Source organism: Streptomyces sp. NPDC049687 (genome assembly GCF_044465285.1).
In the GTDB taxonomy this organism is placed as follows: domain Bacteria; phylum Actinomycetota; class Actinomycetes; order Streptomycetales; family Streptomycetaceae; genus Streptomyces.
In genome coordinates, this window is the sequence record NZ_JBITLN010000006.1 from 207,116 (window position 1) to 225,635 (window position 18,520).

Annotated in this window: 16 protein-coding genes and 1 pseudogene; 8 read left to right on the top strand and 9 right to left on the bottom strand. The window is 72.8% G+C overall.

Annotation, left to right across the window (positions count from 1 at the left end; all coding sequences use genetic code 11):
- Window positions 1-422 precede the first annotated feature (422 nt).
- Window positions 423-1,682, top strand: a complete 1,260-nt coding sequence (locus tag ACIBVL_RS20445; RefSeq protein WP_399098616.1) for an MFS transporter — start codon at window positions 423-425, stop codon at window positions 1,680-1,682.
- A gap of 5 nt (window positions 1,683-1,687) precedes the next feature.
- On the opposite strand, the gene ACIBVL_RS20450 is transcribed toward ACIBVL_RS20445, so the two are convergent.
- Complete coding sequence (locus tag ACIBVL_RS20450; RefSeq protein WP_399098617.1) at window positions 1,688-2,002, bottom strand: DUF3040 domain-containing protein; 315 nt, start codon at window positions 2,000-2,002, stop codon at window positions 1,688-1,690.
- Between the two features lie 239 nt (window positions 2,003-2,241).
- On the opposite strand from ACIBVL_RS20450, the gene ACIBVL_RS20455 reads away from it, so the two are divergent.
- Both ACIBVL_RS20455 and ACIBVL_RS20460 read left to right on the top strand, forming a co-directional pair.
- A complete protein-coding gene (locus ACIBVL_RS20455; protein WP_399098618.1) occupies window positions 2,242-3,567 on the top strand; it encodes an FUSC family protein in 1,326 nt (441 codons plus the stop codon).
- A 155-nt stretch (window positions 3,568-3,722) separates the two neighbouring features.
- Window positions 3,723-4,769, top strand: a complete 1,047-nt coding sequence (locus tag ACIBVL_RS20460; protein WP_399098619.1) for a lactonase family protein — start codon at window positions 3,723-3,725, stop codon at window positions 4,767-4,769.
- A 106-nt stretch (window positions 4,770-4,875) separates the two neighbouring features.
- Here the strand turns inward: ACIBVL_RS20460 and ACIBVL_RS20465 are convergent, their stop codons facing one another.
- The 4 genes from ACIBVL_RS20465 to ACIBVL_RS20480 all read right to left on the bottom strand — a co-directional run bounded on the left by ACIBVL_RS20465 (window position 4,876) and on the right by ACIBVL_RS20480 (window position 8,887).
- Entirely contained in the window at window positions 4,876-5,796 is a 921-nt protein-coding gene (locus ACIBVL_RS20465; RefSeq protein WP_399098620.1) for a sirohydrochlorin chelatase, read from the bottom strand.
- Window positions 5,797-5,998: 202 nt separating this feature from the next.
- Window positions 5,999-6,988 (bottom strand): N-acetylglucosamine kinase, encoded by a 990-nt coding sequence (locus tag ACIBVL_RS20470; RefSeq protein WP_399098621.1) that lies wholly within the window; start codon window positions 6,986-6,988, stop codon window positions 5,999-6,001.
- On the bottom strand, window positions 6,985-7,662 hold the full coding sequence (locus tag ACIBVL_RS20475) for a uracil-DNA glycosylase (RefSeq protein WP_399098623.1): 678 nt from the start codon (window positions 7,660-7,662) through the stop codon (window positions 6,985-6,987). The genes ACIBVL_RS20470 and ACIBVL_RS20475 overlap by 4 nt, the downstream gene beginning before the upstream one ends.
- A gap of 73 nt (window positions 7,663-7,735) precedes the next feature.
- Window positions 7,736-8,887, bottom strand: a complete 1,152-nt coding sequence (locus ACIBVL_RS20480) for a WD40/YVTN/BNR-like repeat-containing protein (RefSeq protein ID WP_399098624.1) — start codon at window positions 8,885-8,887, stop codon at window positions 7,736-7,738.
- A 215-nt stretch (window positions 8,888-9,102) separates the two neighbouring features.
- Between ACIBVL_RS20480 and ACIBVL_RS20485 the strand changes: the two genes are divergently transcribed.
- Together ACIBVL_RS20485 and ACIBVL_RS20490 are read left to right on the top strand one after the other, a co-directional pair.
- Window positions 9,103-9,687: a hypothetical protein gene (locus ACIBVL_RS20485; RefSeq protein WP_399098625.1), complete on the top strand. Its 585-nt coding sequence runs from the start codon at window positions 9,103-9,105 to the stop codon at window positions 9,685-9,687.
- A 128-nt stretch (window positions 9,688-9,815) separates the two neighbouring features.
- Window positions 9,816-10,310: a hypothetical protein gene (locus ACIBVL_RS20490; protein ID WP_399098626.1), complete on the top strand. Its 495-nt coding sequence runs from the start codon at window positions 9,816-9,818 to the stop codon at window positions 10,308-10,310.
- A 34-nt stretch (window positions 10,311-10,344) separates the two neighbouring features.
- Here the strand turns inward: ACIBVL_RS20490 and ACIBVL_RS20495 are convergent.
- Window positions 10,345-12,029, bottom strand: a pseudogene (locus ACIBVL_RS20495) (acyl-CoA dehydrogenase family protein).
- A 73-nt stretch (window positions 12,030-12,102) separates the two neighbouring features.
- Here ACIBVL_RS20495 and ACIBVL_RS20500 point away from each other — a divergent pair.
- Window positions 12,103-12,855: a PaaX family transcriptional regulator C-terminal domain-containing protein gene (locus ACIBVL_RS20500; RefSeq protein ID WP_399098627.1), complete on the top strand. Its 753-nt coding sequence runs from the start codon at window positions 12,103-12,105 to the stop codon at window positions 12,853-12,855.
- An 82-nt stretch (window positions 12,856-12,937) separates the two neighbouring features.
- Here the strand turns inward: ACIBVL_RS20500 and ACIBVL_RS20505 are convergent, their stop codons facing one another.
- Both ACIBVL_RS20505 and ACIBVL_RS20510 read right to left on the bottom strand, forming a co-directional pair.
- The gene (locus ACIBVL_RS20505) at window positions 12,938-13,744 is read right to left on the bottom strand and encodes a pectate lyase (RefSeq protein WP_399098628.1); all 807 of its coding nucleotides are present in this window, start codon (window positions 13,742-13,744) and stop codon (window positions 12,938-12,940) included.
- A gap of 35 nt (window positions 13,745-13,779) precedes the next feature.
- Window positions 13,780-14,757, bottom strand: a complete 978-nt coding sequence (locus tag ACIBVL_RS20510) for a polysaccharide lyase family 1 protein (RefSeq protein ID WP_399098629.1) — start codon at window positions 14,755-14,757, stop codon at window positions 13,780-13,782.
- Between the two features lie 450 nt (window positions 14,758-15,207).
- Here ACIBVL_RS20510 and ACIBVL_RS20515 point away from each other — a divergent pair, with 450 nt between their 5' ends.
- Window positions 15,208-16,509: a PHB depolymerase family esterase gene (locus ACIBVL_RS20515; protein ID WP_399098630.1), complete on the top strand. Its 1,302-nt coding sequence runs from the start codon at window positions 15,208-15,210 to the stop codon at window positions 16,507-16,509.
- A gap of 153 nt (window positions 16,510-16,662) precedes the next feature.
- Entirely contained in the window at window positions 16,663-17,124 is a 462-nt protein-coding gene (locus ACIBVL_RS20520) for a hypothetical protein (RefSeq protein WP_399098631.1), read from the top strand.
- Here ACIBVL_RS20520 and ACIBVL_RS20525 read toward each other — a convergent pair.
- Window positions 17,115-18,488, bottom strand: a complete 1,374-nt coding sequence (locus tag ACIBVL_RS20525) for a nucleobase:cation symporter-2 family protein (protein ID WP_399098632.1) — start codon at window positions 18,486-18,488, stop codon at window positions 17,115-17,117. The genes ACIBVL_RS20520 and ACIBVL_RS20525 overlap by 10 nt on opposite strands.
- Window positions 18,489-18,520 lie beyond the last annotated feature (32 nt).

The following is an 18,520-nucleotide window of genomic DNA, read 5'->3' on the forward strand; positions in this document are numbered from 1 at the left end:
TGATGTCCATTGTGTACGCGTACCGGTCGGCACGCGACTCGGTGAGCGACGCTCCACCACGCGGCGTGCATGATCCAACGGGGGCGCCGAGCGTGTGAGCAACCGCACTCACCAGGGCAAATGCCGAACCAGCGGGGGTATTTGGCCCTCTGGGCGGCTCCGCGGGGTGCCCGACTGCCGTCGCCTCCCGCACCCCGTCTGCCACGATGGTCCGCGCCATGACCGACATGGTGGAGCGGCCGCGCGGTGCAGCCGGCGTTCCTCGGTTCCGCCGCGCTCTTCGACCGCCACTCGCCCTCGGGTACAGCACTGTGTCTTCCGCACCCCTTCCCGCCCCCGCCCCCGCCCCGGACCTCGCCCCGCCCCCCGCGCCCGCCAAGGCGCCGTCACGCTCGCCGTGGCGGTCCCTGAGGTACCGCGGCATGCGCTGGTGGTCCGTCGCGAACCTCGTGTCCAACACCGGCACCTGGATGCAGCTCACGGTGCAGAACCTGCTCGTGCTCCAGATCACCGGCTCCGCCGCCGCCACCGGCCTGTCCATGTCCGTCCAGGCCGCCCCCGCCCTCTTCATGAGCCTGGTGGGCGGCGCGGCCGTCGACCGCTGGCCGCGTCGGCTGACGGCCGCCGTCAGCCAGCTCCTTCTCGGCGCGGTCGCCTTCACGACCGCCGTACTGGTGGCACTGGACCGGCTCGACATGACCTCCCTGCTGGTCCTGGCCGCCGTGACCGGCACCATCGCCACCGTCGACGCGCCGGCCTGCGCCCTGTTGGGCAACGACCTCGTCCCCGTGGAGGACGTCCCGTCCGCCATCGGCGTGGGCGCGCTGGTGCACAGCGCGGGCCGGCTCGCCGGCACGGCCCTGGCCGGTGTGACCGTGGGCTTCCTCGGCACGGCCGCCGCGTACGCCGCCAACGGCCTGTCCTTCGTCCTCGTCGCCTCGGTGATCCCGTTCCTGCGGCCCGCGCCGGGGGCCGCCGTGCGGCCGCCGGCCGCTCCGGCGCCCCGCACCGGCGAGCGTGAGACCGGGATGACCATCCGTGAGGGACTGGTGTTCTTCGCACGCCGGCCCCGCCTGGTCGCGCTCGCGGGCATCTCCGGCATCAGCGCCGTCTTCGGCCGCAACTACGGTCTCACCCTCGCCGTCCTCGTCACCGGGCCGCTCGCGGGCGGCGCCGGGGCCTTCGGGACCGTCTCCACCGTGCTGGCCGTCGGCGGCATCCTGGGAGCCGTCCTCGGCGCCCGGCTGCACCGGCCCTCGGTCCGGGTCGTCGGCACCCTGGCGGCCGCGGGCGGGCTGCTCCAGGTGGCGGCGGGACTGTCCCCGTCACTGGCGGTGCTGCTGGTGCTGGTCCTGCCGATGGCGGTGGTGGAGTCCGTGTCGGACACCGCCGGCACGGCCGTCCTGCAGACCGACCCGCCCGCTCACCTGCGGGGACGAGTGCTCGGCGTATGGAGCAGCATCAGCACGGTGTGGGGCCTCGGCGGCCCCCCGATCCTGGGTCTGCTCATGGAACTGGCCGGCGCCCGCGGCGCCCTCGTCAGCGGCGGACTGCTCGTCGCCGGCGCGATCGGGGCCGGTCTCCTCACCCGGGGCCGCCGGGTTCCGGCGACGGTGACCCTGCCGAGGCAGCGGGGCGAGGCCGAGCTGCCGGGCCGGGAGGCTTTGAGCACGGCCGCCTGAGGCGGTCAGTGGTGGGTGCGCGGCCTCGACCAGCGGCACAGCAGACGGAAGGCCTGCAGCAGGGTCAGCGACCAGACCGCGGCGAAGGCCCAGATCACCGCGCGGTCCGAGGTACGGATGCCGATCACCAGGAGGAAGACCGAGGCCGCCCCGAGCAGGGTCACCGCCGTCGCCAGCCAGGGATCATGCCTGGGCGCCCGCACCCCGGGGCCCGCGCGCAGCGAGCGGTTCAGGCGGCGGTCGCGCCGCAGCTCGTTCTCGATGTGCTTGAGCACGAGGCGCTCTCGGAACGAGAGCCGGGCGCCGGGGTCATCCAGCATGGCGGCCTCCTGGGTCGTACGAAGGTGGCCCACGGGTACCCGTACGGCCGCACGGCGAATCCGGTGGTCCGTTGGCCCTCCAGTGGTACCGGGATGGCCGCCGCGGCTTAGCCATTGGCCCAGTGATGGCGCAGCCTGTTGAACCACCTGCCGCGCAAATGCTCCTATGTACCCGTCGATGGCGCTGCGGGACCCCGCGGCGCCTTTTCCGTGCGGGCGTCCGGCAGGGGTGGGAAACAGTGTTGAAGAGGGTGTTCACGGCTCCGGACCCGGGGCGGACGCGGCTGCGCTTCGCCGCCCGGGCCGTCCTGGGCATCGGTCTCGCCGTCGTGGGGAGCGGCCTCGCCGGCCACTCCCTCCCCGGCGCAGTCACGGGCGGGCTGGCGGCCCTGCTGGCCCTGTTCACCGTCGCGGACGCCACCGTGCGCGGCCAGGCGGTCACCACCGCGCTGCTGCCCGTCGTGGGCCTGCCCGTCCTCACCGCGGCGGCCGTCCTGCACGACCACCCCGTGGCCCGGGACCTCACCTTCCTCGCCGTCATCGGCGCGGGCGTGTACGCCCGCCGCTGGGGGCCTCGCGGGCACAGCCTGGGCGTGTTCGCGTTCATGATGTTCTTCGTCGCCCAGTTCCTGCACGCGACGGCCGGACAGCTGCCCGAGCTGTACGCCGCCGTCGCGCTGGCCCTGGCGACGGCGGCGGCGGTGCGCTTCGGGGTGTGGTGCTACGAGCGCAGGCTGCCCCCGGCACCGGTGCCCGCCCCGCCGGGCGGCCGCGGCCTGGCCCGCGTCACCACCCGCCAGGCCGTCCAGGCCACGGCCGGCGCGGGCTTCGCGCTCATCGTGGGCCAGCTGGTGTCCGGGCAGCGCTGGTACTGGGCCGTCGGCGCCACCTGGTGGATCTTCGTCAACACCGCCTCGCGCGGCGAGACCCTGATCCGCGGCTTCCGCCGGGTCCTCGGCACCGTGATCGGCATCGGCCTCGGCCTGCTGGTCGCGGTCCCCCTGAACGGCGCGCCGGGCCCCACCGCGGCCGTGGTCACCGTCTGCGTCTTCGGCATCTTCTACACGGCCGCTGTCTCCTACACCTGGATGATGCTCTGGGTGACCCTGCTCGCCGAACTCCTCTACGGCCTCCTCGGCGTCCTCACTCCCGGACTGCTGGCGCTGCGGCTCGCGGAGACCGGCGTGGGCGCGCTCGGCGCCGCGCTGGCCGTGCTGCTCGTCCTGCCGGTCACCACCCACACCATCACCGACGCCTGGATCGAGCGTGCCCTGCGCTGCGTCCACGCCTGCGCCGCGGAGGCCGCCGCCCGACTCGCCGGCGACCCGACCGCCGACCCCGCGGCGCGCGTCGCCGAACTGGAGCAGCTCCTCGGCCGGGTACGGCTCGCCGTCGCACCGCTCCTCCACCCCTTGAACCCGATGCTCGCCCGCAAGCGGCGCGCCCGCCAGGTGCTGGCCTCGCTGGACGCCAGGGCCCGCGAGAGCCGCGACCTGGCCGCCGTCGCCGCCGGCTCCGGCACCTCCCGGCACGCGGCGGCGTCATTGAGCCCCTCCGGCGTTTGAGGACGAGGCCCCTTCATGGCCGAAGCGGCCCTGCCGCGGCGGCAGCCCCAGCCACCGCGCACAGGACGACAAGCCACCGGACACCCTCCTGGTCTAGACCGCCGCTGATCGCTGCTACCGTCACCCCGAACAGCGGTGACCGAGAGGGGACAGCGGTGGCAGACCTCGGCGGACGGATTCGGCGGGCGTTCATCGGCTCGTTCACGGCGGCCGGAGGGCCCGGGATCGTGACGGCCGCCGTGGACCGGGACAGCGGGGCGCTCACCGTCCTCAACACCCTGAACACCCTCCCCGACCCCTCCTACCTGGTCCTGTCACCCACCGGCGGCACGCTGTACGCGGTCAGTGAGACCGCCGACGGCGCGGTGGCCGCCTACCGCGTCACGGGCGACGTGCCGGAGCCGGCCGGCGCGCCCGTGCCCGTCGACGGCAGCGGCCCCACCCACCTCACCGTGTTCGACGGACACGTCCTGACCGCGAACTACGGCTCCGGCAGCGTCACAGCCGTCCCGGTGCGCGCGGACGGCAGCCTCGCCAAGGCTGCCTCCGGGGTCCTCCACCACACCGGCTCCGGCCCGCACACCCGGCGCCAGCAGGGCCCGCACGCCCACCAGGTGCAGCCCGACCCGAGCGGGCGCTGGGCCGTCAGCGTGGACCTCGGCACCGACTCGGTGCGGGTGTGCACCCTGCGCGAGGGCACCCCCGTCCCGCACCGCGAACACGCGCTGCGCCCCGGCTCCGGCCCACGCCACCTCGCCTTCCACCCGCACGGGTCGTACGCCTACGTCGTCAACGAACTCACCCCCACCGTCACCGTCTGCCGCTGGGACGCCCTCGACGGCTCCCTGAAGCCCCTGGCGGAGACCGCGGTCCTGCCCGGTGCCCCCGACGGGGACGCCTACCCGTCGGGCATCGCCGTCGCGCCCGACGGCCGGTTCGTGTGGACCGCGACCCGCGGGGAGGACGTGCTCTCCGTGTTCGCCGTCGAGGGAGAGGGCGACGCGCTCCGCCTGGTCGCCACGGTCCCGTGCGCCGGCCACTGGCCACGAGCCCTCACCGTCGCCGACTCCGGCGGCTTCCTCTACGTGGCCAACGAACGCTCCGGCGACATCACCTGGTTCACCGTGGACCAGGCGACCGGCCTGCCCCATCCCACCGGCTCCCTCCCGGTCCCGGCCGCGTCCTGCGTGATCCTCGACTGACCTCGCCGCCGCTCCCGGAGGCCTGCCCCTCAGGCACGGCGAAGGGCCCGCTCCTCGCCCGGAGCGGGCCCTTCGCGTCGTACGGCGTCCTTGACGGCGGTGTCGGTCAGCGGACCGGTGCCCCCTGCGGCTGGGGGGCGATGCCCAGGGCGGTCGTGTACTTGGCCAGCGCGAGCTTGCCGATCGCCGGGTACGGGCCGAGCGCCTCGGCGGCGGAGCAGCCCGCCTCCTTGGCCGCCTCCTCGATCAGCGCGGCATCGATCTCCGGGCCGATCAGGTACGGCGCCAGCGCCAGCTGCTGCGAGCCGGAGGAGCGCAGCTGCTCCGCCACGGAGGCGATGGAACCCTCCTGGTCGAGCGCCGCGGCCATCACCGGCACGGCGAGCCGCGCGGCGAGCAGCATGCCGGTGATCCCGGCGGCCTGCACGGCCTCGTCGCCGCCCACGGAGGCCAGGATGATGCCGTCCGCGGCCGTCGCCACGGTGAACAGGCGGGCACGGTCCGCGCGGGCCAGGCCGGCCTCGGAGAGCCGCACGTGCAGCCCCTCGGCGAGCAACGGGTGCGGTCCGAGCACATCGGTCAGGTCCGCGGCCACCCGGCTCTCCATGACCGCCTGGCGGACCTGGCGCAGCAGCGCGCTGTCGGGGCCGGCCAGCAGCGGCACGACGACGGCGACCGGCCCCTCGGGCTCCTTGACGTCGAGACCGGCGGCGCGGGCCTGCTCATAGCGGGCGGCACGCTCCTCGGCGGCGTGCGCGAGCACCGCCTGCAGGGCGGGGAATTCGCCGTCGTCCCCGTCCAGGTACCCGATGCGCGCGTCGAGACCGGGCAGCTCGGAGCGGGCGATGCTCACGATCTCCTCGGCAAGGCCGCGGGTGGCCGCACTCGGCGTGCCCGGCACCGCGAGGACGAGTGAGGGCGCGCCCTCGGGAGCCGCCAACGGCTCGGGTCGGCGGTGCCGCCCGGGCTGGCGGGGGCGCGGCATTCGTACTGGCAGGCCGGACGCGGGCCCAGTGGGGGAGCTCATGGCGCCGCATGTTACTTGTTTCCTGGGCTTCCCTGTTCGGGGAGGGTGCAGGTGAACGGTATCCGTCCGGTTTTGTCTGATGAGTTACGTACGGATCAGAAGTGATCAGCGTGTTTTCCGGGCGACTTGCCCTCGAAGGGAGTAATCGCTCTTTTGGGTAACGGTGTACGACTCATTCCGTACGTTTCATTCCGTACGCCCCCTACGCACGGCTCACCACCGACAGCAGCACCCCGTCGGCCGGCAGGGCGAGTCGGCCCTCCGCCAGGTCGGCGGCGATCCGCACCGCGCCGTGCAAAGGATCCCCCTCGGCGGAGACCCGCCGCGCATGCGGCAGCCGGGTCACCAGTTCCCCCGCCAGCGGTACGAGGAGGGAGTCGCCCAGCTTCGCCAGGCCCCCGGTGAGGGCGAACGGGGGCTTCCCGTCCGGGGGGCAGACGGCGGCGGCGGACTCGGCGATGTGCCGGGCCGCAGCACGCAGAATGCCCGCGGCCACCGGGTCGTGCCCGGCGCACGCGGCCACCTCGGGCGCGAACGAGGCGAGGACGGCCGCCCGGTCCGGCCGTGGGTAGAGCAGGCCCGGCAGCCCGGCCGGCGGTCCGAACCGCTCCTCGACGCACGCCAGAAGCCGGGCCGACCCGCCGGGCCGCCCGTCGTAGGCGCGCAGCGCCGCCTCCAGCCCCGCCCGCCCGATCCAGGCGCCGCTCCCGCAGTCACCCAGCAGATGGCCCCAGCCGTCCGCCCGGTGCCACCCCGTCAGATCCGTGCCGATCGCGATCAGACCGGTGCCGGCGGCGACCACGGCACCCGCCCGCGCTCCGAGCGCGCCGGCGTAGGCCGTCACGGCGTCGGCGGCGAGCGCGGTCGTGCGCACCCCGAACTCCCGCGCCAGGGCGTCCGGAAGCTCGGCCCGCAGGGCGTCGCCGAGACTGCTCAGCCCGGCCGCGCCCACCACGGCCGTCGTCGGCGCGGCGATGCCCGTCTCCGCCGTCAAGCCCCGCACCATCGGCACCAGTTGGTCCATGAGATGCCCGGGGTCGACACCCCTCTCACCGGTCCGCACCGGCACCCGGGAGGACCGCTCGGCCAACGCGCCCCGTCCGGCGGTCCCGAGCGCGACCCGCAGACCGGAGCCGCCCGAGTCCACGGCGAGGATGCCGTGGCCGCGGTCCCGGTCCGCGGGAGCCGTCACGGCAGGCGCCAGTCCACCGGCTGGCCGCCCTGCCGGATCAGCAGGTCGTTGGCCCTGCTGAACGGCCGTGAGCCGAAGAAGCCGCGATCCGCCGACATGGGGGAGGGGTGAGCGGACTCCACCGAGGGCAGATCGCCCAGCAGCGGACGCAGGTTGCGGGCGTCCCGGCCCCACAGGATGGACACCAGCGGCTTGCCGCGCGCCGCCAGCGCCCGTATCGCCTGTTCGGTGACCTCCTCCCAGCCCTTGCCCCGGTGCGCGGCCGGCTTGCGCGGGGCCGTGGTGAGCGCCCTGTTGAGCAGCAGCACGCCCTGCCGCGTCCACGGCGTCAGGTCGCCGTTGGAGGGCTGGGGCAGGCCCAGGTCGGCGTTGAGCTCCCGGTAGATGTTGATCAGGCTGCCGGGGAGCGGGCGTACGTCCGCCGCGACCGAGAACGACAGTCCCACCGCGTGTCCGGGCGTGGGATAGGGGTCCTGTCCGACGATCAGGACACGGACGTCGTCGAAGGGCTGCTGGAAGGCCCGCAGGACGTTCTGCCCGGCAGGGAGATAGGTGCGTCCCGCGGCGATCTCCGCGCGCAGGAAGTCACCCATCTCGGCGATCCGTCCGGCCACGGGTTCCAGGGCCTTCGCCCAGCCCGGTTCGACGATTTCATGCAGGGGTCGTGGTGCCACGGGCGTCACCCTACTGCCGTACACACGGCGGTGATCAACCGGTGGCCAACGCCTCGCGGCCCCCCCGCCGGGCTCATCCGACGACCGCGGCGCGCACGCAGAGGACGTCCGGCAGATGCGACGCCAACTGCCGCCAGCTGTCGCCGTCGTCGGCCGAGGCGAACACCTCGCCGTTGCGGTTGCCGAAGTAGACGCCCGCCGGGTCGGCGTCGTCCGTGCGCAGCGCGTCGCGCAGGACCGTGCCGTAATGGTCCTCCTGCGGCAGGCCCGCCGTGAGCGGCTCCCAGCTCCGGCCCGCGTCCGCCGTACGGAACACCCGGCAGCGGCGGTCCGCGGGGACCCGGTCCGCGTCCGCGTTGATCGGGAAGACGTACGCCGTGTCCGGGCGGGTGGGGTGCGCGGCGACGGCGAAGCCGAACGTGGACGGCAGGCCCTCGCCGATGTCCGTCCAGTTCCGGCCGGCGTCGTCGCTGCGGTACACGCCCCAGTGGTTCTGCAGGTAGAGGCGGTCCGGGGTGGCCGCGTCCTGTGCGATCTTGTGCACGCACTGGCCGAACTCCGGGTGCGGATCCGGCAGGAATACCGCGGAGACACCGGAGTTGGAGGGCTCCCAGCTCGCCCCGCCGTCGCTCGTACGGAAAACTCCGGCCGTCGACACGGCGACCGTCACCGCCCGCGCGTCGCGCTCGTCGGTGAGGATCGTGTGCAGGCCCTCTCCGCCGCCGCCCGGCACCCACTTCGAGCGCGTGGGGTGCTCCCACAGCGGGCGGACCAGTTCGAAGGTCTCCCCGCGGTCCTCGGAGCGGTACAGCGCCGCCGGTTCCGTCCCGGCGTAGACCACGTCCGGCTCGGCCGCCGCCGGGTGCAGCTGCCACACCCGCTCCAGCGAAGCCTCCGTGTCCGGTGGGAACTTGACGGCCGGTTTGGCCGGTTCGGTCCAGGTCCGGCCGAGGTCGTCGGAGTGGAACACCGACGGGCCCCAGTGCGCGCTGTCACCGCCGGCCAGCAGCCGCGGCCGCTCGCCACGGGTGTCGATGGCGACCGAATAGATCGCCTGTGCGTTGAAATAGGGGGATTCGTCGAACTCCCATGTGCTGCCCCGACGACGCCCGATGAACAGGCCTTTGCGGGTGCCCACGGCGAGCAGTACCTCGGTCATGGCGCTCTCCTCCGCTGTGTCTTCGACCTCGTTGTCCCAGACACCGGCCAGTCTGCACCCCGCCACTGACAGTCACCCCCGGGAAGCCCGTCACCGCAGGTCACAGCGGTCGTGCCGACCCGGGACCGCAAGACGTCGGCCACTTTCCGACGGACGCCTGCGCCGGTGGCGGGGGCATGGGACCGTCGGGACGAGGGACTCGCCCTGAGCATCAGGACCGTCCGCCCCGTATGGGAGGGCGGTCCGAGGATGTTCGTGCGCTCATGAGGAGGAAGCCTTCGATGGCGTTCCGTGGTCCGAAGGTGTGGCTGTGGCGCTGGCGGCGCAACCCGCTCAGGCGTCGCGCCGACACGGTGGAGGCCTGGGTCGTGCTCGGTGTCTGGGCGCTGACCGTCCTTTCCGGGATCCTGGCGGGATGGGGGGCCGCCGGCTCGGTCGAACACGGGCTGGCCCGGGAACGCGTCGAGTGGCGCCCCCTGGAGGCCCGGCTCACCGAACCGGCGCCGGGGAAGGCCGCCGTGCGGAGCGGCTCCTCCGGTGCCGACCAGGTCTGGGCGAAGGTCGGCTGGACCGGCCCGGACGGCTCCGAGCACACCGGCCAGGTCCGGGTCAGCCCCGGCAGCGCCACCGGCACCCCGGTCACCGTCTGGACGGACCGCCAAGGGCGCCTGGTCACCCAGCCGGCCACGCCCGCCCAGGCCAGGCTCCGTGCCACGCTGGTCGGTGGCCTGGCGGGGGTCTGCGCGGCCGCCCTCCCCCTCGCGTGCGGCCGCCTCGTGCGCGCCCGTCTGGAACGCCGGCGCGTCGAACAGTGGGACACCGACTGGGCCCGCTTCGACGCCCTCTGGGGACGCCCGACGGGCTGAGCGGCCCCACGGCCTGGGCGGCCAGCCGGGCCGGTCGCATCAGGCCGGGCCGGCCGGTCGCATCAGACGGACGGGCCCTACGCTCCGTCCGCCGCCGGTACAGCCGCGGCAACTCCTCGTCCCCCGGCATGTCATGGCTGCCGTGGCCGCCGGGCCGGGCGGTGTGGCGGCGGGGGCGCGGCGAGTTCCCCCGCGGCCGGGTCCCCCGGCTCGCGCCGGCGGGGCCGAGCGCCGCCTGGCAGGTGGCGATGCCCACGCGCGCGTGCGGGTGCTCGGCCCGGCTGGAGCGCAGTCCCGCGGCGACGGCCGGCTCCACCTCCCCGGTGATCCGGGCGCCGGCACACGCGGCCGCCGCCCGCTCCCGCCGCGGCCATGACGAGGACGTCGTCCGGCCCAGTGCGGGCAGCGCCGGACGCATGCCGCCGAGCCGCGTACGGCACGAGCGCCGTGGCCCGGCGCGTCCGGCGTCCGCATTTCCGGCCAGCAGCGCGTCGGCGGCCGGGGCAGAAACGGAACGCCAGGCGAGCGTCGAGTCGTACACCTTCCCCTGGCCGTGCACCGCGCCGTACGTCCGGTCCAGCGCCCGGTGTCGCGCGTCGGGCTCCTCGGAGGTGAGCCCCTGAGCAGAATCGAGCGCCGGTCGGTCCGTGACGCCGGTCAACTCGCCCCGGGCAGACTCCGTCCCAGGATTCCGTCGACGTCGGCTCCGTCGGGGAGCGTGCCGAAGGCGTGTCCCCAGTCGCCGCCGAGCCGGGTCGCGCAGAAGGCGTCCGCGACCGCGGCCGGCGCGTGCCGGACCAGGAGGGAGGCCTGAAGGGTCAGGGCCATCCGCTCCACCAGACGGCGGGCACCGGCCGGTGTCGCCTCGCCCACCTGCGACTTCAGCCGTAGGACGGCAGCGTCGAGGCGGGTGTCCGCCCCCCGCGCCAGGGCGAGTTCGCCGAACAGAGCCTCCGCCGTCGCCGGTTCGCGGGTCAACGCCCGCAGTACGTCGAGGGCGTTGACGTTGCCCGAGCCCTCCCAGATCGACAGCAGCGGCGCCTCGCGGTAGTGCCGGGGCATCCCGGAGTCCTCCACATAGCCGTTGCCGCCCAGGCACTCCAGGGCCTCCGCGGCGAACACCGGACCCCGCTTGGTCACCCAGTACTTGCCGACGGCCGTGGCGATCCGCCGGAACGCCTGCTCGGGCCCCTGGCCGCCGTCCCCGCGCACCGCCCGGTCGGCCGCCCCGGCCAGCCGCAGCGTCAGCGTGGTCGCGGCCTCCGACTCCAGCGCCAGGTCGGCCAGGACGTTGCGCATCAGCGGCTGGTCCAGCAGCCGGGCGCCGAAGGCGCTGCGGTGCCGCACGTGATGACCCGCCTCGACGAGCGTCTTCCGCATCAGCGACGCCGACATCATCACGCAGTCCAGACGGGTGCAGTTGACCATCTCGACGATGGTCTTCACCCCCTGCCCCTCGGGGCCGACCAGCCAGGCCACCGTCCCGTCGAACTCCGGCTCGGAGGACGCGTTGGACCGGTTGCCGAGCTTGTCCTTCAGCCGCTGGATGCGGAACGTGTTGCGGGTGCCGTCCGGCAGCACGCGCGGCACGAGGAAGCAGGACAGCCCGCCGGGAGCCTGCGCCAGCACCAGGAACAGGTCGCACATCGGCGCCGACGTGAACCACTTGTGCCCGCGCAGGGTGTACACCCCGGGTTCCGCCGTGGGCGAGGCGGCCGTGGTGTTCGTCCGGACGTCCGAGCCGCCCTGCTTCTCGGTCATCCCCATGCCGGCCAACAGCCCGCGCTTATCCGTCGGCACCCGCAGTCCCGGGTCGTACTCCCGGCCGGTCAGCAGCGGCTCGTACACCTTCGCGAGCTCCGGCTGCCGGCGCAGGGCGGGGACGGCGGCGTACGTCATGGAGGTGGGCAGCCGTGCCCGGCCTCCGTGTGCCCCCACACCAGTCCGCCTGCCGTCCGGGCGACATGGGCGCCGGGCCGGTCGTCGGCCCAGGGCGCACCGGCCAGGCCCTCGGCGACCGCCACCCGCATCAGCTCGTGCCAGCTCGGGTGGAAGTCGACCTCGTCGACGCGGTGACCGTACCGGTCGTGCGTACGCAGCACGGGCTCGTGCCGGTTGGCCAGCTCACCCCACTCCTGCGCCTCCACACCTCCGGCCAGCGTCCCGAGCCGCCGCACGTCCTCCTCCGCCCAGCCCGCGCCTTCCCGGCGCAACCCCTCCAGCAGGGCGGCGTCCTCGGCGGCGTCGTACGGGCTCAGCGGCGGAGCCTGATTGGTCACTTCATGCGTGCCGGTCACTTCCCGCGTGCCGTACGGCGGTGAGGGCGCGAGTATCGAGTCCATGCGCTCATGTTGCGCTTTTTCTGCGACTGTAGCAATAGTGCAACAACGGCAACGGCACGTAAAGTACGACGTCATGCGGATCAACGTGTCGAGGGAGTCGGCCTCGGGCGAGGTCGACCTGCGCCCGCTGTCCGCGCGGTCGGTGGTCCTGAGCCTGCTGCTGGGGACGCATCCGCCCGAGCTGCCGGCGCGGGACCTGGTGCGCGGGGTGGAGCCCTTCGGGGTCGGCGGGTCGACCGTACGGGCCGCGCTCAGCCGGATGGTGGCCGCCGGTGACCTGCGCCGGACCGACACCGTCTACCGGCTCAGCGACCGGCTGCTGGAACGCCAGCGCCGCCAGGACGACGCGGTGAGTCCCGACACGCGCGCGTGGGACGGCGACTGGGAGATGGCCGTGATCACGGCAACGGGCCGTGGCCCGGCCGAACGTGCCGAGCTGCGCACCCGGCTGACGGCCCTGCGGCTCGCCGAACTCCGCGAGGGGGTCTGGCTGCGCCCCGCCAACCTGGGGCGCCCCTGGCCCCCGGACCTCGACCAGGTGTTCCAGCACTTCACCGCCCGCCCGGCGACCCCGGCCCGCCGGCTCGCCGCGAGCCTGTGGCCGCTCGACTCCTGGGCGGACACGGCCAGGGCCCTGCTCTCCCACGTGGAACGTTCACCCCGGTCCGCCGACCGCTTCACGGCGCTCGCCGCGGTGGTACGGCATCTGCTGGCCGACCCCGTGCTGCCCGCCGGACTCCTGCCCGCCGACTGGCCGGGACCGGCCCTGCGCGTCGCGTACCGGGAGCACCGGCGCGACCTCGTCGGCGTCGCGCTCGGGCCGTAGACACGGCAGCGGCCGTGCGAAGCGCCGTGCGGGGACGCTTCGTACGGCCGCGTTCACCGTGGGGGGACGGTGGGGGAGGGGGCTACTTGTAAGTGATGTCCGACGACGCGTACTTGCAGTAGGTCCCGTCGGGACCCGAGCCGTTGGTGCTCGGCTCCGCGCCCGTGTTGTTGCCGATGTACTTCTGGCAGGGGACGATCTTCTTGCTGCTGTCCCCGACGATCGTGATCCCCCTCAGGGTCGCGCTGTCACCGTAGTTGGTGTTGATGCCGACGAGCTTGTTGCCCTTGTAGGTCGCCTCGATGGTGTTGAGGTTGATCGTGCGCTTGTACTGCGTCTTGCAGTTGCCGCAACTGCGCACGAAGGTGCCGAAGTTCTTCACGGCGAAGTTCGAGACGTTCAGCGTGCCGGCGCCGTTGAACTGGAACACCTTGTCGCTGGCCTCCTTCGCCCCGCCGCCGGAGACGGTGTAGACGCTGGACGACGAGGAGCCCTTGAAGGTCGCCGCGTCCTCGCCGACGTCCTCCCACCAGACGTTCTGCAGCGTGCAGCTGCCCAGGCAGTGGATGCCGTCGGCGGCGGGCGCGCCGATGATGACGTTCTTGAGGACGGCGCCGTTGGCCAGTTCCAGGATCGGCCCCTGGTCCTCGTCCTGGTTGTCGCTGCCCAGTTCCCCGGTGCCGTAGAGGCGCTTCATCCCGTAGTCCTTGGTGCCGGAGACCGGGATGGTGGCGGAGACCGCCTGGCTGCCGTTGGCGGAGGGCCAGGTGGCGGCGCTCGCCGACGTCAGTGCTCCGCTCGTCATGATCATGCCAAGCGACAGTCCGACGGCTGCCAGCGCGCCGGTGAGGGCACGCGCGTGGGGGTGTCGAGTTGCTGGTGAAGTCATGTCCCTATGCCTTCTTCCAGAGGGGTTTCGCGGGCTCAGAGCTTTCCTGCGCCCGCGCCGGACGTCACCGAGGCGACCACGGACGAGGCCGGCTCGGCGGTGTAGCTGTACGGCGGCTTGGTGAACGTCCCCACCTGCGAGACCTCGGTCGCGGCTCCGCCGAGGTCGTTGCCGGTGAGGTTGGCGTAGCCGTCCACGTCGCTGTCGCGGTTCGTGGTCACGGCGACCGCCGTCGAGCGGAAGACGTTGTTCTCGACGAGCATCTGGGCGCCCATGCGTGAATGGACCGCCGTCTCGGCGCCGACGACGTAGTTGTCGTAGAAGTGTCCGGTGCCGAAGCGCAGGCTGGGGATGCGCGAGTACACGTTGCTGAAGAGGTTGTGGTGGTACGTCACCCTCAAGTGACCGGTGTCCTCGCTCGCGTTGTTGTCGCTGTGGCCGACGAGCGAGCCCTTGAAGTGGTCCTTGAAGGTGTTCCAGGAGACCGTCACGTGGTCCGAGGCGTGGTTGATGTCCAGCAGACCGTCGTAATAGTCCTTGTCGTGGTCGCGGTCGGCCGAGAAGGAGTTGTGGTCGATCCACACCTTGGTGGAGGCCTGGATTTCGATGCCGTCGGCGGGCTTGAGCGGCCTGCTGATGTTCAGGTTGCGGATGACGACGTTCGTCACCTTCTTCAGGCGCAGCCCGCCCCCGGTGAATCCGGACGACGAACCGACACCCAGGACCGTGGTGTTGGACCCGATGTCGACCTGACCGCTCAGTGAGATCAGGCCATTGACCTTCACCACCTTCGAAGCGCTCCCGGTCACGGCCGACTTGAAGGCGTCCGGGGTCGAGACGGTGACCGCGCCGGAGCTTCCGCCGCCGGTCGTCCCGGCACCGAACCCGACCGGCGCGCTGTCGGCCGCGTCGGCCGACTGGGGGAGGGCGAGGGCCGCCGCCGTGGCGAGCGCGGCGGCCGCGGCGACGAGAACGGATCTTTGCGCCTGTGTATGTGGGGGGCCAGTACGCATGCGGGTGCGTCCCTTCGGGAGGGTGGGGAGAACGCATATATGAACGATGAACGCCATGTTGAACGGAAAACTGCGGACAGTGGGGCCATTGGGGACCTGGGGGAGCGGCTTGGTCACACTGTTGAACGGACCGTAGGGGGTAAGCGCTTTCTAGTCAACGCTTTGCGCAGAAGGTATTGAGTGCGTATCCGGCCCACCCCGCGAACGGGTGGAGCACGTCGGCGAGTTGGCGTGGGAGCGCTTCCATGACAGGCATGTGCATGCCACCATGCGAGGCGGACGCTTCCCTTGATGCACCGTCAGAGAGGGGCGAGTCGATGCCGACCGCGCGCACGCGTACGTACCCGGGCTCTCCCCGATCGGCGACACCGCCGAGGCCTGGAACCCGGGCCACACCGGCGCCCCGCACGTACGAGGTCCCCCGAGCCGCTACCAGAAAGGGGCAAGCACGTGTCCAACTCCCCAAGAAGAGGAGTGAGTTCGCTGTTCGCCGCGCTGGCTCTCCTCCTCGCCGCGGCCCTTCTCGCCGCGCCCGCCGCCACCGCCCGGCCGCAGGCGGCGGCCCCCGTCCCCGCCGCCACCCTCACCGAGGTCACCGGCTTCGGCACCAATCCCAGCAACCTCCAGATGTACGTGTACGCACCGGCCACCGTCACCGCCCACCCGGCCGTGCTCGTCGCCGTCCACTGGTGCGGAGGTTCGGGACCGGCGATGTACTCCGGCACTCCCTACGCCCAACTCGCCGACCGCTACGGGTTCGTGATCGTCTACCCGTCCGTCACCCGCAGCAGCAAGTGCTTCGACGTCTCCTCGCCCCAGGCGCTCAAGCGCGGCGGCGGCAGCGACCCGGTCGGCATCAAGTCGATGATCGACTGGGTGACCACCACCTACACGGCCGACACCAGCCGCGTCTACGCCACCGGCATCTCCTCGGGCGCGATGATGACCAACGTCCTGCTCGGCGACTACCCCGACGTCTTCGCCGCCGGATCCGCCTTCGCCGGGGTGCCGTTCGCCTGCTTCGCCACCACCGACGGCTCCGAGTGGAACAGTGCCTGCTCCGGCGGCACCGTGATCCACACCGCCCAGGAGTGGGGCGACCTGGTCCGCGCCGCCTACCCGGGCTACAGCGGCGCCCGCCCGCGTATGCAGCTGTGGCACGGCACCGAGGACGACGTGCTGCGCTACCCCAACTTCGGCGAGGAGATCAAGCAGTGGACCAACGTACGGGGAGTGGGCCAGACCGCGGCCGCCACCGACTCGCCCGCCTCCGGATGGACCCGCACCCGCTACGGGGCCACCGGTGACCAGGCCCCCGTCGAGGCCATCAGCCTCCAGGGGGTCGGCCACAACCTGTACACCTGGGACATGGCCGACCGCGTCATGGCCTTCTTCGGCCTGGACAGCTCCGGCCCCGCCCCACAGCCCCAGCCCGGCACCTGCAAGGTGACCGCCACGACCAGCGCCTGGAACACCGGCCTGACCGCCTCCCTGACCCTCACCAACACCGGCACCACGACGATCGACGGCTGGCGGCTCGCCTTCACCCTGCCCGCCGGGCAGACCATCACCAACGGCTGGGGCGCCACGTACACCCCAGCCTCCGGTGCGGTGACCGCGACGAACGCGACGTACAACGGCACCCTCGCGCCGAACGCCGGCGTCACCATCGGCTACCAGGCCACTCACACGGGCAACAGCACGGCACCGGGCACGTTCACGCTCAACGGGGCCTCCTGCACGGTGGGCTGACGATCGGCGGGTGACCGGGGCGCCGGTCACCCGCGCGAAGATCGCGAGCATGCGCCGCCCACCTTCGTCCATGAGGGCGGCCGGTACCGGTCGTGCGGGGTGATCGGCCGCCCTCGTGGACACCGACGGCGTGGCGCGTGGAAGCCTGTCGGCATGGATACCTTCACAGCCCGGCTGGACGGCGCATGGCGGTGGTGGTCCGCCGCCATCGAAGATGCGCAGGAAGGGTGCTGGGTGCGTGACGCCGTGGAACGGCGGGTGATGGCGGACATCAGGGCGGCCACCAACGCCCTGCACGGTGGCCGGTCGGCGCCTTTCACCGACGACTCGTGGCACGTGCGTACCGGGCGGATCGCCAACTGGGCGGGGGTGCTCCGGCTGGCCGCCCGGGCGGGCGGATGGCAACTCCGACCCGTCGTCGGGCACAGCCCGGCGCGCCCTGCGGGCATGGCCGAGCTGCTGTCCGGGATCTACGCGATCGGCGAGCAGGGCGAGACATGGATGAAGCAGTTGCGAGAGGTCGGGCCGCCACCGGAACATGAGGTGGCCAAGGCGGAGCGCTTCCTCACCGGGCCGGGTTCCGTGGAAGACCTTGAGCTGTTCTTCTACGACTGAAGGTCGGGCAGGGGCTCCGCCGGGGACTTCCGCGGAGCGACCGCCTTCGGTGTCGCATCGCCCTTCGCCGGAAGGTGGTTGAAGAGCAGGTTGAGCACGATCGCCGTCACACAGCCCGCGCTGATGCCGCTGTTCATCACCGTCTGGAACCAGTCGGGGAACTTCGCGTAGATCGTCGGCACGCCGACCGGCAGCACACCCATCGCCACCGACACGGCCACCACGGTGAGGTTGCTGTTGCCCTTGAAGTCGACCTGGGCCAGCGTCCGCAGACCGCTCGCGGCCACGGTCCCGAACATCACCAGCCCCGCACCGCCGAGGACCGGCGCCGGAACGGCCGCGACCACCGCGCCCAGCTTGGGCAGCAGGCCGAGCAGCACGAGGATGCCGCCGGCGGTGGCGACGACCCAGCGGCTGCGTACCCGGGTCATGCCCACCAGGCCGACGTTCTGCGCGTACGCCGTGTAGGGGAAGGTGTTGAACACACCGCCCAGGACGGTCGACAGGCCGTCGGCGCGCAGGCCGTCGGAGAGCGAGCGGGGCTCGACCCCGCGTCCGGTCATCTCGCCGACCGCGATCAGGTCACCGGTCGTCTCGGTCATCGTCACCAGCGCCACGACCAGCATCGAGACGATCGCCGAGGCCTCGAACGTGGGCGCCCCGAAGTGGAAGGGAGCACTGATCCCCACCCAGTCGGCGTCGCCGACCCCGCCGAAGTCCGTGAACCCGAACGGCACCGCGACCGCGAGCCCCACCACGATGCCGATCAGCACCGCGATCCGGCTCAGGAAGGAGGGCGCGAACCGCTGCACGCCCAGCACCACCGCGAGGACGAACGCGGCCAGCGCGAGGTTCTTCGGCTCGCCGAAGTCGTTCGAACCGACGCCGCCCGCGGCCCAGTTGCCCGCGACCGGCAGCAGCGACAGTCCGATGACCAGGATCACCGTGCCGGTGACGAGCGGCGGGAAGAAGCGCAGCAGCCGGCCGAACACCGGCGCCAGCAGCACGATCGCGAGCCCCGCAACGATCACCGACCCGTAGATCGCGGGCAGCCCGCCGCCCGTCGTCCCGATCAGCACCATCGGCGACACCGCCGCGAACGTACAGCCCTGCATGATCGGCAGCCGCACACCGAAGCGCCAGAAGCCGACGCACTGGATCAGTGTGGCGATGCCGCACACCAGCAGATCCGCCGTGATCAGATACGCCAGGTCGGCGGGCGACAGCCGCATCGCCCCGCCCACGATCAGCGGCACCGCCACCGCGCCCGCGTACATCGCGAGCACGTGCTGCAGGCCGAAGGCGGCCAACTGCCGTACCGGGGGCACCTCGTCGACGGGATGAACGGGCGCGGTCGTAGCCATGGGCACTCCAGAGCGGCGCGACGATCGGGACA